The organism is Chryseobacterium sp. 2VB (genome assembly GCF_005503635.1).
Taxonomy (GTDB): Bacteria; Bacteroidota; Bacteroidia; order Flavobacteriales; family Weeksellaceae; genus Chryseobacterium; species Chryseobacterium cupriresistens.
In genome coordinates this window covers 88,910-102,160 of the sequence record NZ_SCNC01000013.1, presented here as the reverse complement: position 1 = coordinate 102,160, position 13,251 = coordinate 88,910, and the positions used below count along the sequence as shown (strand labels likewise).

The 13,251-nt window shown below is 37.6% G+C and carries 10 protein-coding genes; 5 read left to right on the top strand and 5 right to left on the bottom strand.

Annotation, left to right across the window (positions count from 1 at the left end):
- Positions 1–2 precede the first annotated feature (2 nt).
- Positions 3–3,209, bottom strand: coding sequence for a hypothetical protein (locus FFS26_RS13660; RefSeq protein ID WP_137905274.1), 3,207 nt, complete (start codon positions 3,207–3,209; stop codon positions 3–5).
- Positions 3,210–3,217: 8 nt separating this feature from the next.
- Complete coding sequence (locus tag FFS26_RS13655) at positions 3,218–4,855, bottom strand: T9SS type A sorting domain-containing protein (protein ID WP_137905273.1); 1,638 nt, start codon at positions 4,853–4,855, stop codon at positions 3,218–3,220.
- Between the two features lie 253 nt (positions 4,856–5,108).
- On the opposite strand from FFS26_RS13655, the gene FFS26_RS13650 reads away from it, so the two are divergent.
- Positions 5,109–5,363, top strand: a complete 255-nt coding sequence (locus FFS26_RS13650) for a helix-turn-helix domain-containing protein (RefSeq protein ID WP_110011449.1) — start codon at positions 5,109–5,111, stop codon at positions 5,361–5,363.
- Between the two features lie 6 nt (positions 5,364–5,369).
- Here FFS26_RS13650 and FFS26_RS13645 read toward each other — a convergent pair whose 3' ends face one another.
- Genes FFS26_RS13645 through FFS26_RS13635 form a run of 3 tightly spaced genes read right to left on the bottom strand, consistent with a single transcriptional unit; the run spans position 5,370 to position 8,330 of the window.
- Positions 5,370–6,413 (bottom strand): anhydro-N-acetylmuramic acid kinase, encoded by a 1,044-nt coding sequence (locus FFS26_RS13645; protein WP_110011448.1) that lies wholly within the window; start codon positions 6,411–6,413, stop codon positions 5,370–5,372.
- A gap of 11 nt (positions 6,414–6,424) precedes the next feature.
- On the bottom strand, positions 6,425–7,015 hold the full coding sequence (gene lptC, locus FFS26_RS13640; protein ID WP_110011447.1) for an LPS export ABC transporter periplasmic protein LptC: 591 nt from the start codon (positions 7,013–7,015) through the stop codon (positions 6,425–6,427).
- Position 7,016: 1 nt separating this feature from the next.
- Positions 7,017–8,330 (bottom strand): hypothetical protein, encoded by a 1,314-nt coding sequence (locus FFS26_RS13635; protein WP_137905272.1) that lies wholly within the window; start codon positions 8,328–8,330, stop codon positions 7,017–7,019.
- Between the two features lie 310 nt (positions 8,331–8,640).
- On the opposite strand from FFS26_RS13635, the gene FFS26_RS13630 reads away from it, so the two are divergent.
- The 4 genes from FFS26_RS13630 to FFS26_RS13615 all read left to right on the top strand — a co-directional run bounded on the left by FFS26_RS13630 (position 8,641) and on the right by FFS26_RS13615 (position 13,121).
- Positions 8,641–9,759 carry an ATP-binding protein gene (locus tag FFS26_RS13630; protein WP_110011445.1) on the top strand — a complete coding sequence of 373 codons (1,119 nt, stop codon included), beginning with the start codon at positions 8,641–8,643 and terminating at the stop codon, positions 9,757–9,759.
- A 315-nt stretch (positions 9,760–10,074) separates the two neighbouring features.
- Entirely contained in the window at positions 10,075–10,701 is a 627-nt protein-coding gene (locus tag FFS26_RS13625) for a TetR/AcrR family transcriptional regulator (protein WP_228406572.1), read from the top strand.
- Positions 10,685–12,001 carry a TolC family protein gene (locus tag FFS26_RS13620; protein WP_137905271.1) on the top strand — a complete coding sequence of 439 codons (1,317 nt, stop codon included), beginning with the start codon at positions 10,685–10,687 and terminating at the stop codon, positions 11,999–12,001. The genes FFS26_RS13625 and FFS26_RS13620 overlap by 17 nt, the downstream gene beginning before the upstream one ends.
- Positions 12,002–12,017: 16 nt before the next feature.
- On the top strand, positions 12,018–13,121 hold the full coding sequence (locus FFS26_RS13615; protein WP_110011442.1) for an HlyD family secretion protein: 1,104 nt from the start codon (positions 12,018–12,020) through the stop codon (positions 13,119–13,121).
- The last annotated feature ends 130 nt before the right edge of the window (positions 13,122–13,251 follow it).

The following is a 13,251-nucleotide window of genomic DNA, read 5'->3' as shown; positions in this document are numbered from 1 at the left end:
GTTTACGGCTTATAGTTATACTTGAATTCTTTTACTACTTTATAGCTGTAGGTTCCTGTGTTGTCTCTTTCCCTTACCTGAACCTGTTTCAGACGGTTGGCAGTATCATAGACATAAAGTTCCCTGACTCCTGAAGGTGGAGTAATGGTAGTGACTCCCACCAAAGGATCATAGGTATATTTGGTTACCATTCCTGCTGGCTGGAAGGCATCAAGGGCCAACAAGAGTTCAGCTTCTTTGGTTGGATCGGCAGCATCTTCATTGGATTTCGCTACGATAGTACCGATCTGGCCTTCGATCTGGCTGTATAATGCTCCCACAACCTTAGCTATTGGTTTGGTCTTGTTGTAACCCCAGACAATACTTACAGGTGTACCGTCTTTCTCCCTGTACTGAAGGATATTCCCCTTTTCATCGTATTTCTCATAGGTGACTTCTTTAGAGGAAACAGCAGGGCTCAAATTATCATAAGAGTTTACAGATAAGGGAAGCACTAAGTTTCCGGTAACCGCATGAGGCAGGGCAGTGGGATAGACCGTTTCTTCACGGGAAGTTACTTTGGTGATATTATCCGCTGTTTGCTGTGTTTTGGTTTCCAGTGGAATACCCACCATATTTTTACCAATCATCAGCTGGTTGTTTTTCTCGTGGGCGTAGCTGTAGGTGGTTTCAGAGATAGAATGATCAGGATACTCGGTTTTAGATGATGTTAACTGGTAATGGTTTGGATTGTTATAGAAATAGTTTACTTCAGTTTTCATTGCATTTCCATTCAGGTAGTCGGTTGTTTTCTGGTTTTGCAAATATGAAAAACGAGATATATTTTTATACAATACAAAATCCAGATTATCAAACTCTCCTATACCGCCTGAACCGCCTCCGATGAGCTCGAATTTCTTCCTTGTAGCCAAAGAAAATGTTGTATTTATCCCTGTATTATCTTCTGCATATTTATTTTCGACTTTTTTAATCAGATTTCCATTTCCGTCCAAATAAGTGAGAGAAAGTTCTTTTCCGCTTTTCCATGCAGTGTTTGAATGGGCTGTTCCAGAAATCACATCACCGCTGATACTCCCATACTCGTCTATACCTGTATCAAATTCATGAACAATTTTTCCCCTTGCTCCTAAGTTTTCAACCACTCTGCTATAAAAGATATTAGGATTAAACGAATTATACTGGTTAACATTTGTAGAAGTTAAAATACTGTAGCTATAGGATAACGGAGGTAAGCAATTACTCCCCGTACAAACTGAAATACTGCTTCTGTCTTCCAGAAAATACGGCTGATACGCCTGAATAGTTGAGTATGATCCATCAGCATTTACATAATCATAGGTTTTAGTTACCGGAGTACTTCCCTCAGACTCATCTGTCGTTGATGCAACACGATATCCTCCCAATAGCTGATCCTGATAGCCTTGCGTAGGCTCTGAAATATAATAAGTAGCATGTACAGATGCGAAAGAACATGCAAATCTTGCTGTTGCTTTGAGGGTTATAGGTTTATTCTTTTGTCCGTCTATTGTAAATACACCTCCGGAGTCCGTAGAATAACTCTCACTTCTAAGCACAATCCCGTTCGAATCATACACTGTGATGTCAGCCGCCTGTTTTTGGCTGCTTAATATAGGAGAATTAAAGCAATTACCTTCACCATAGAGAGCATTACCGCCACTTATTTGAATCACTCCGTCTACTGCAGGGGTTATTGTAATTTGGGACGAACTTGAATAAGTATTTCTGTCGTTAAAGGTTTCTGTTCCTGTTGATCCCTGTTGGGCAGGAATCGTGACAAGTTCTCTCATTTTATGGTTCTCATAGGTGATACTTGTAGATCCTCCTGTAGGATATATTATTTTTTTTAATAGTCCTAACTGTCCGAGTGATGCATTTACACGTTGGTCTGCTCCGCTATAATTAACCTTAAATGGATCATTATCTTTATAAATCTGAGGAATCAGACTGGTGTTCATAGTCCCGTTATAATACCCCCACATATCCCTGCCAAAATTGAGCTTGTCAGGGAAACTATTACTATTATTATACTCGAAAGAATATTTCCTGCCAGATTTGATTTCATTGACGCTTTTTAAAAATACCCGGTCATTTGCTGTAATATCATAATTTAAATCAAAACTTTCTATCAGCTGTAATGAGGCATATTTTTTAATCGTCTTCAACAAATAATAATCCTCGTTTCGCTGTTGATATTCAAAAAAAATATAATTACCGTCCTGATCGTATATTTTTTTGATTTGTTTTCCCCAAACAGACTGGTTAGATTCCGAAACCAGCCCCATGCTTGGAGGAAGAGAATATAGAACTTCATTACAAAATACGGGACATGATACCTGGTTTGGATTTGTTGTTGGAGAACCATATTTTGAGGAACCATTCCCCTTGGTGAAAATCATCGACTGTGATTTTCCGGTTACAGCAGTAAAATTAACATCGTAATAATCAATATTGATTTCTCTATTCTCAATACTTTTTACTTTAGACAAGTACCATGAACTTACATTTGTTAATGCACCACCAGGGTGTTCTCCTGTATCGGTCATAAAGTTCCGGACCTTTTCAATACTATTAAAAGTGTACTCTGTTCCGTCCTCGGTTTTTATTACAAATCCACCATTGGCCCTGTCTATTTTACATCCTGACTTTTCTAGCTGTACGATTTCACCATTCTTTTTAATGATGAATTTTAAATTCTTTCCTGAAAAATTTGCCATATATAAATCAGGTTCTGAATCAAAATCATCGTTTTTACATAAAGTCAGATAATTTACTACAGCAGGATCATTCAGACCTAATGCATCAATATTGGGTGTTTCAATATTTCCTTGTGTGTTTAACTCATCAGGAAGATCTCTTATTACTCTTGTAATCACACCAGCGCTTATGAATCTCCAGCCCAGTCCCACAGAGCCATTGGTATCATCAACTTTAATTCCGTTGGATGAATAATTTAACGAAACAGGCAGCGTATTACTTCCTGATGAAAGTGAAGTAAGAGGAACGTCAATATTGGTACTCCCGGTAAATAATCCTGTCGGGATATTCCCAAAGGTTCCAAATTTAAAGGATTCCGGTGTCGGTGGGAAAATGGCTGGTACGTTTTTACCTACTTCATTGGGGGGTGTAGTTCCTTGTGCAAAAGTAGTATTAGCTAATAATAATCCAGCACAAATGATTATTTTTCTCATAATTTGTGTTATTTCTTGATTAATTTGGCATTCGCCGTTTTATTGTTATCCGTTTTTACAGTCACCAGATAAGCTCCCTGCACCAAAGCCTGGGTATTAATCTTAGTTACTTTATTCTTGGTTTTTATATTCTGAAGCTGTCTTCCGCTCATATCATACAAAAGTATATCTGCTTCTTTGAGATCATTGAATCCTATTTCCACATAAGCATAATCAGACACTGGGTTTGGATAGATCTTGATATCATATTTTTCAATCAGCTGATCAACCTGCTTGTCGCCAAGCTTTACGATCTTCCAGTTTTCTTTGCCCAACTCTTCCGCACTGGTTCCGGCCAGAACAATAGAACCGTCTCTGTTCAGCTTTAAATCGGAAAGTCTTTCTTCCTTCTTTTTGGATTCACCTTTGACATGTTTTCTCCACTGCTCGTTTCCATTTGGATCAAGATAGAGCATCCAGAAGGTTTCATCATCAGTTTCTATTCTTCCTTCTGCCTGAGTATAACCACCTAATAAAATCCCTTTGGATGATTTGTCATCTGCAGAGTGGAGAACACTCATTCCCATTAAAATGTCTCTGTTTTTGAAATTGTAAGATTTCTGCCACTGTTCATCGCCTCTTTCGTTTAAAGCAATCAGCCAAAGGTCTGTTCCTTCTTGTAATCCAACGGTTTTATTTCCTGACCTTTCTGATCTGGATTCTCCGCCAATGATAAAGCCAGTTGAAGTTAATGCCAGCGTTCTGATATGATCATCTCCTTTCCCTCCAAAGTTCTTTTCCCATTCAATTTTTCCGTTTTTGTCCAGCTTAACAATCCAGTAATCGCCTTCACCGAAATTTTCAGTTTGTTTCGAGGTACGGGATACGGGGTTCGGGCTTTGAACTTCTGATACGGAACCCGCATCTCGCACCCCGGAACCTTTGTCAGATCCCGAAACACGGACCTCGGAACTCCTCGAATAAATTCCTAATAAAGCTCCTCCGTCTCTCGTTGGAATCATCTTCTCTACTTCGTCTAACCCTTTTCCTCCTAAAATTAATTGGGAGAGTTCTTTTCCGTCTTTATCCAGTTTTGTGATCAGAACATCTTTGGAACCATAGCCTTTGGATGAGTTTTGAACATTACCGGCCACAAAGAATCCTAAATCTGTCGTTTGAATCACAGCTCTGGCTTCTTCATCAGAAGAACTTCCTAAGGTTTTCTGCCAAAGTTCGTCTCCAAATTCATTGATTCTGATCAGCCAGATATCTGAACCTCCTTTGGAATCGTCTTTTTTATCCAGTCCTTTTCCTGAATAAGAAGTTCCGGCTAAAAGAAATCCGCCATCTTGCGTGGTAACAGTAGCAGACAGATAATCGTGGTTTTGTCCTGAGAAATATTTCTCCCAGGATTCTTTCCCTTGCTGGTCAAGTTTAATCAAGTGAAAATCGTAGCCGTTATTCTGCTTTTGGCCGCTGGCTCCTTGCTGTTGGCTTTTAGACTGTATAGAACTTCCGGTGATAAGGTATTGTTGATCAATAGTTGTTGTAATCTGGCTTAAAAAGTCCTGCGTACCGGACCTGAAATCCTTTTGCCAGAGAGTTTCCTGGGCAGATAGGCTCAGGAATGTGCATAAAGTGAATGCACTTAAGTAATTTTTTTTCATAGGCTTGTGTTATTAACTTGTTAAAATTATTATTAATAGGGGAATATATACTCCGTAAAAACCCCATATTTTCATTAATTTTTCTTAATATATTGTTTTCAATTTATCTATACAGACAAAGCTATATATGCATAGCGACAAAAGATGTCGTGTTTTTATCTTTTCAAACATTTATTGATAAGCTTTACAAATATAAAAAATGTAGTAATATAAGATTACAAAAATGTAGTATTTTATATTTCACTTTGTATAAGTGAAATATATTGAAGAACATAAAATCTTAGAACTAAAGCAAAGAATACCTGTCGAAATAGGTAATCGTATAAGAATATTTCGTGAAAAGAAAAAACTTTCACAAACGGAACTTGCTATGATGATAGGGAAGGATAGACAGTATCTCTATAAAATAGAAAAAGGAAAGGTTACTTCCAGTATTTTCACTATTTCAGTTATAGCCTGTGCACTTGACATTTCTCTGGCTGAGCTGATCGGTGAAATAAAAGTATGAAAATATCTAAGCAATAACTCCCGAACAATGATCCGCTGTACTTCCCGTGGCAGAAGACAATACATTGATCTCGTTATTCATTTTTAAAACGCCCATGAAGGCAAAAATCAGGGCTTCTTTATAATCGATGATCTCTTTTTCAGGGATGATCACTTCTGCCTTTGTTTTCGCTCTTATTTTTTCTATTAAAAAAGTGTTGTAAGCGCCTCCTCCGGTGATAAGGATGTCTTTTATACTATATTCATTGATGACGTTGGCAATCTGCTGGGCAGCATGTTCTGTAAAAGTGGCCAGAGCATCTAAGGCTTCAGTATTTTCAAGAAGTGGAAATATATGTTGATGGCACCATTCTATTCCCAAAGATTTTGGATGCGAAATCTGGTAGAAATCCAGGCTGTTAAGCTGATTCAGTAAAGTCTCATCTATCTTTCCTTGTGCGGCCAGTGCTCCGTTTTCATCAAAATTTTTATGCAGCTGCTGGGCCAGATGGTTCAAAACAATATTCACGGGAGCAATATCAAAAGCGATCCTTTTCCCATCGCATTGTAAAGAAATATTGGAAAATCCACCTAAATTCAGGCAGGCGCTGTATTTGGAAAAAAGTAATGCATCACCTATAGGAACCAGAGGAGCTCCGTTTCCTTTCATCAACACATCCTGGCTTCGGAAATCATAGATAACAGGTAACCCGGTTTCCAGCTTTATGGCTCTGCCGTCACCGATCTGCAGGGTGAATTTTCTTTTAGGCTGATGAAAAACGGTATGCCCATGAGAGGCAATCAGGTCGATATTTTCAAGCTGATGCTGATGAATAAATGCTTTAACCTGCTGCCCGAGATAAAAGCCATACGCTGAATGCAGTTCCAGCAAATCTTCAGAAGAAAGATGAATGGAGTTTCTAAGTTGGGTTTCCCAATCCTCAGAATAGGAGAGTGTTTCGGCTTTCAGGATTTTAAAAGTCCATGTGTCCTGCTTTTCAAATTCAGCAAGACAGATATCCAGACCATCCAGACTAGTCCCGGACATCAGTCCAATAGCCACAGCTTTCATTCTTTTTGGATTTATTTTTTATTTTCAGAAATTCTTTTGGAACTGAAATCTCCGGAATTGTTATAGAATGTATATTCGGAAAAGTCATCTTTGGCTGTCATTCCATTGGCACCTACTAGTGTAGAACCGTCTTCCATGGTAACATAAACCGTATCTTTGGTGTAGATTCTGTTTCTTTTCTGATCCCAATAAATACTCTGCATGGCAAATCTCTGTCCTTCATTCGTTTTTATCCTTACATCACCTTTGGCTTCGTAGAACTTTTTATATTCGAAAATACGGGCATATTTAGCGGTAATTCTTCCCGGAACCTTAGGTTTCTTTTTATCAAAAAACTCAATGTCAATTCCTTTTCTGGCTACCACATAGGGGCTGTCGATCAGTTCGTATTTTTCAATGATGGGTGCTTTGGCTTTTAAAGTCACAAAGCCGGAGTCACGCTGTATAATATTGGCGTTGTTGATGATCTGTGAAGGGAAGTTTTTGCTTTGGTTGCCATTTCTTTTGGTAAGGTCCTCCTCACAGGATGTCAATATAAAAAATATAGCACAACTAAAAAGGCATGCTATATTTTTATATGATATTTTTTCTGAAAAATTCATTTTAGTTATAAAGAGTCTTTCTGAACCATTTATCAGCGAAGTTAAAGCCGATTCTCAGGTTGACGAAATTCTGGTTGATCAGGTTGTTTTTAAGAGTTCCTCTCTTACCCACTTCCAATCCGATTTCAAGACCACTCATTCTTGTGATACTGCTGTTCTTGAACGGTAACATTACCCCGGCAGAAATACCGAATTTATTAATGCTGTTTCCTTCCAGCTTAAGGTTTCCTCTCTCATAGAACGCTCCATATCGGTAGATCACCCTTGAGAAGTAGTTTCTGAAGTTATTATAGTTAGGAAGATACCATCCACCGGCAGAAATTCTGTAAGTGTCCTGGAAATCAAAAGTTTTACCGAAATAAGAGATGTCTTCTCCTTTTTTATAGTCAAGCTGTCCTGATACGAACCAATGGTTTTCACTACCATATCCCACCCCTAATGAAGCCTGTAACGGAAGAAGGTTTTTGGATTTTGTTTCTTTTTGCTCAATAATGGTTTCCGATCCGCTAAGCTTGGTGGTTTCCTGAGCATCAGAGTATCTGTAGGTACTGTTGACGTACTGTGTCGTCATATTACTGGTATTCCCAAAAGTAGCAGTAGCTCCCAATGTGAACTTCTTATCAGTACGTGTATTTAAAGTCTGGTAGCTTGTACCCAGTGTAAAATTAAAGTTTCTGACCCTGTTTTTAGTTTCATAACCATTAACATATTCACCTACATAAGTCCCAAGGTTACTGTTGTAAGCACGGAATTCATTAAGGTCGTTAAGGTCTCCGAAATAAAGATTGGCTTTTGCCCCTACGGATAATTCCTGATTGATCTTATAAGATACAGCAAGCTGAGCTGTATTTAAAGTTCCGCTTCCTTTAAAGCTGTTTTTGTAAAGAGGAGTTTTATCTTCTGTAAACTGTTCCGTTACGATATCGTAGCTTTTAGAACTGTAAGGCTGATAAGAGATCCCCATTTTCACTTTTGAAGATAATGGAAATGCAATCGAAATATTGGAAAGGTACGTAGAATGCTTTGTAGATTTCATATCGTTATAGTTCGATTTGAAATAATTGTTTTCGTTGGTAGCTTCCAGTCTGATACTCGTAAGTTCAAAATTGGCGTTGTTTGCCGGGTTGGCAAAATTGAAACTACTGGTAAAATCACTTATAAAAGCAGTAGATATACCTCCCATAGAAGCAGTTTCGATCGTATTATCATATTTCACATCTCCAATTCCATAAGTTGCATAAGGAGAGTTGCTTAGACTCTGTGCGTTCAGAAAATATCCAACTGATATGAATGATACTACAAAGATTTTTTTCATTCTTGATTTTTAAAACAATGCGCAAATATCTTAAATATTAATGAATTGTAAAAATTATATGTGGTTAAAGTTTGTTAAGGGCTTTCCTTTAAAAGAAAAATGCAAATTTTCAGCAATAAAAATACACTTTGTAAATGTATCGCCTGACATTAAATTGTAAAATCCAATTTTAAATTTAACTCTCATCATATTATTGATATCACCTATAATACAATCAGATATAAAGCCCTTTCATAATTTTAATCTGCATTCATACATTTTAAGCAGACTTAATTTTATGAAATGAAATAAGATTTTTTATCTTTGAAACATGAATTGGGAGAACATCGCCGGACAGACGAATCTGAAAAAACTTCTTAGAGAAAGCATTGCTGAAAACAGAGTGAGCCATGCCCAACTTTTTGTAGGAAAAGAAGGATACGGAACATTGCCTATGGTATTAGCCTATGCAAGGGAAATTTTCAGCCAGGAAAATGAACATGCTGCTGCGAAGGTTGAGCACCTCAATCACCTGGATCTGCATTTCAGCTTTCCGGTTTTTACGGATAATAAAAACTCGTTAAGCAAAAATAAATTTGACGAATTCAGAGAAATGATCCTGGCTTCTCCTTATGCAAGCTACGACGACTGGACCGCTTTTTTAGAATCAGAAAATAAACAGTTATTTATTTCTGCGGATGAAGTGGATGATCAGAACCAGAAATTTTCTTTAAAAAGTTTTGAAGGCGGAACCAAAATTCTTATTGTCTGGAGAGCAGATAAAATGAATATCGCAGCTTCCAATAAATTTTTGAAATTTTTAGAGGAACCACCCGCAAAAACGGTCATTCTGCTTACGGCCGAAAGTACCAATGATATTCTTCCTACCATTCTTTCCAGGACACAGATTGTAGAGATCCCGAGAATTAATGATGAGGATATTGAAAACTACCTTAAAAAGAACTTTTCTGTTTCCGAAGATAAGGTAAGAGAAATTGTTCATGAGGCACAGGGAGACCTCAATGACGCCATTAAGCTTCTGAACTCAGGAGACAAAAGCAATGAGTTTGAAAAGCTTTTTGTACAATGGGTAAGAGATGCATTTATGGTAAAAAAGAAACCGGAATATCTCAGAAGTATTATTTTATGGGCAAGGGAAATTGCAGGGTGGAACAGAGAAAAGCAAAAAAACTTTCTTAATTACTGTTCTGAGATTTTCAGACTGGCATTGCTTCAGAACTATCAATCTGAAAATCTGGTTTATAAAAAGATCAATGCGAACGGTTTCAATTGGGCCGGTTTTTCAAAATTTATCAGCGGAGCCAATATTGAGAGTATTTTAGAAGAAATTAATACTGCTGATCTCCACCTGACCAGAAACGGAAACCCCAAAATCGTCTGGACCGACCTGGGAATAAAATTATCAAGATATATTCATAAAAGCACATAAATAAACTCCGGTAAATCCCGGAGTTTTTGTTTTTGTCCTGAACAGATTATTATTTCAGCTCTATTTTCCTTATATTTTTACGTTTACTTCAATTGAATGCATTCTGAAAATATTAAAATTATTGTTCAGGTTTTCCCGAATATTAATTCAAAATAAACTCTTTTAAATTAAAAAGTACCTTTCCTGCGCTTTCAGCATATATTATAGAAACCGTCTTTTCTTTGCAATAAATTAAATCTATATTAAAAAATCAATCAATCGTTTGATTTGAATGAAAACTTGTGTACATTTGCGCCCTGAAAAATGAACACTAACATGATTTCAAAAGAAGAAAATATATTATTCGCTGCCGAGAAGCTCTTTGCAGAACAGGGATTCGAAGGAACTTCCACCCGGGAAATTGCAAAGGCGGCGAATGTAAACATCTCTATGATCTCATATTATTTTGGCTCTAAGGAAAAACTTTATGAGAAATTAGTGGAATACAGAATGAATGAAGGTCAGTTTTTCTCAAAAGACCTTTTGGGAAGAACTGACATCAACGATTGGCAAAAGATTGAAAGAGTCATCGATCAGTTTTCTCACAAGATCCGGACTCAAAAATGCTTCTACAGGATTATGCAGAGAGAGCAGCTGCATACCAAGAATCCTCAGATTATAGAATTTTTGAAGCAGACCAAAATGGGATTCCTTTCTATGTATTCGCAAATATTGGAAAGTGGTCTTAAAAATGGAATTTTCACCAAAAATCCACCTATTTATCTCCTTCATTCTACCGTAAGCGGAACCTTGTTTTATGCATTCAATGCAAAAGAAATGTATAAAGAGTTTCTGAATGAAACAGAAGATGAAGAAGCTTTTGATGAAAAATACTACACAGAACTTAATAAACATATTAAATATTTACTAAAAGACCTTTTAGGTTATGAAGAGAATAAATAACTTAGTGATTGCATTATCACTATTCGTAGGAATAGCAAATGCAAATGCTCAGGAGAAAAGAACACTTACTCTTGACGAGGCCGTGCAGCTGGGAATCCAGAACAGCAAGAATCTCAAGATCGATGCAGCCAAGATCGAAGAGGCTACAGCTGATCTTTTGGAGGCTAAAAACAGACAACTGCCGGAATTGAAGGTGTCAGGTAGCTATATGTACCTTCCGATAAAACCGAATGTTGATATCAAACTTCCTGGTCTTGCAGGAGGAGCTGGCGGACCTGAAATACATCAGGTAGTTTACGGTTCTGCTAATCTTAGCGTTCCCATTTACAGCGGTGGAAGAATCAAATATGGAATTCAGTCAGCAAAATATCTGGTAGAAGCTTCTAAATTAAGCACTGAGAATGATAAAATTGCCATTGCTTATAACGTTGCCCAGGCTTATAATAACCTGTTTAAAGCCAACCAGTCCATCAAGGTTTTTGAAGAAAATCTTGCCGCTTCTCAAAAAAGAGATGAAACCTTCCTTAAAATGGAAAACAATGGTTTGATTGCAAGAAATGACAGATTAAAGGCAAATCTTCAGACTTCAAATATTGAACTTCAGCTGTTGGAAGCCAAAAATAACTACAATATTGCCAACATCAATATGGATTTACTGCTTGGTCTTCCTGAAACGACGGAACTGGCAGTAGATGAAAATTATATTGAAGAAGGAACAGATGTAAAACCTGTTGATTATTATGTTAATGAAGCCAGAGAAAACCGTAAAGATTTACAGGCTCTGGCACAACAGAGAAAAGCGGCGGAATTAGGTTCGAAGGCAGCAAAAGCAGAAAATCTTCCTTCCATTGCATTTACAGGAGGTTATGTAGCAGCTGATATCCCTAAGTTTCTTACCGTATACAATGCCATCAATGTAGGAATCGGGGTTTCTTATAACCTGTCCAATCTTTGGAAAGAAAATTCTTCATTGAGACAATCGCAGGCGAGAGAAAAGCAGCTTGCCGCTACTGATGAATTACTGAATGATAACATTAAGCTTGATGTCAACAGAGAATATCAGAACACAGACTATTCGAAAAAGAGAATTGCTGTTTTTGAAAAATCGGCGGAACAGGCTAATGAAAATTACAGAATTACCAAAAATAAATACGACAACGGTTTGGCAACCATGACTGAATTGCTGGATGCAGACGCAGCTCAGATTGCGGCCAATGTTGGCGTGATCAATGCTAAGGCAGATGCTGCACTGGCATACAGAAAACTATTACAGACAACAGGAACTTTAACAATTAAATAATCAGATCGAAACCAAAATGGAAAATAATAATACACAGGCAGCTGAACCTAAAAAGAAAAAAAGTTTAGTTTTTCCTATCATTTTAGCGGCAGTAGTAATCGGAGGAGGGATTTACGGTTACAGAGCCTTTACTTACGGACAGTATCACGAAGAGACTGATGATGCTCAGATTGCTTCCAATATGGCACCGGTAATTTCTAAAATCTCCGGATATGTAGCTCAGGTAAAAGTAAAAGACAACCAGTTTGTGAAGAAAGGAGATACCTTGGTGATTTTGGATAACAGGGATCAGAAAATGGCTCTGGAACAGGCTCAGGCAGCTTTATCTACAGCCAGAAGCAATATTTCAAATGCAGAAGCTACTACAACAGCAACTTCAAAAAATATAGGTTCTTCAGAAGCAGCAGTAGTAACGGCTAATGCTCAGATTGAAGCTGCAAAAGTAAATGTATGGAAAACTTCTCAGGATCTGAAGAGATATGCTAATCTTGTAAAAGACCACTCTATTACGGAACAGCAGTATGAGCAGGCTTTGGCAGCAAAACAATCTGCAGACAGACAGTTGCAGGTTTTAGTGGATCAGAGAAACCAAATTGCTCAGCAAACTCACATCGCTTCTTCTCAGACGGCTGCCAGCTCACAACAAATCAGCGTGGCAGGTTCTGTTGCTAAACAAAGAGAAGTAGATGTAGAAAATGCAAAACTGAATTTGTCATATACGGTAATCCTTGCCCCTGAAGACGGATACGTTGGAAAAGTACCTACACAGGCAGGTCAGTATCTGCAGGCAGGAGCTCAGTTGTTTGCTTTGGTTAAAAACGACCAGAAATGGGTGGTGGCCAACTTTAAAGAAACACAGGTAGACAAAATGGTAGAAGGCCAGAAAGTAAAAATTGAGATTGATGCTTTTCCTGATCAGGAATTTGAAGGAGTGGTAAGCTCATTCTCTCCCGCTACAGGAGCTACTTTCTCTATTCTTCCTCCGGATAATGCGAGTGGTAACTTCGTAAAAGTAGTTCAGAGACTTCCTGTAAAAATTGATTTTGTAAATCTTGACAAGAATATTGCCAAAAGATTAAGAACAGGAATGAACGTGAAGGCAGAAGTTGCTTTGAAATAACATTTAAAATTGTTAAAAGTCAATGAACTTCGTTGTCAATAGTGAATCAGCTTTGCTGTCAATTAAACGGCAGGCTTTACAATTCACTATTCACCTGCGAAGCAAAATTCACCATTGATTTTTCACATCG

Excerpts from the sequence above, each read along its gene's own strand:
- FFS26_RS13615 (WP_110011442.1), top strand. The coding sequence starts at position 12,018 with ATGGAAAATAATAATACACAGGCAGCTGAACCTAAAAAGAAAAAAAGT.
- FFS26_RS13630 (WP_110011445.1), top strand. The coding sequence starts at position 8,641 with ATGAATTGGGAGAACATCGCCGGACAGACGAATCTGAAAAAACTTCTT.
- FFS26_RS13625 (WP_228406572.1), top strand. The coding sequence starts at position 10,075 with ATGATTTCAAAAGAAGAAAATATATTATTCGCTGCCGAGAAGCTCTTT.
- FFS26_RS13635 (WP_137905272.1), bottom strand. The coding sequence starts at position 8,330 with ATGAAAAAAATCTTTGTAGTATCATTCATATCAGTTGGATATTTTCTG.
- lptC (WP_110011447.1), bottom strand. The coding sequence starts at position 7,015 with ATGAATTTTTCAGAAAAAATATCATATAAAAATATAGCATGCCTTTTT.
- FFS26_RS13660 (WP_137905274.1), bottom strand. The coding sequence starts at position 3,209 with ATGAGAAAAATAATCATTTGTGCTGGATTATTATTAGCTAATACTACT.
- FFS26_RS13655 (WP_137905273.1), bottom strand. The coding sequence starts at position 4,855 with ATGAAAAAAAATTACTTAAGTGCATTCACTTTATGCACATTCCTGAGC.
- FFS26_RS13620 (WP_137905271.1), top strand. The coding sequence starts at position 10,685 with ATGAAGAGAATAAATAACTTAGTGATTGCATTATCACTATTCGTAGGA.
- FFS26_RS13645 (WP_110011448.1), bottom strand. The coding sequence starts at position 6,413 with ATGAAAGCTGTGGCTATTGGACTGATGTCCGGGACTAGTCTGGATGGT.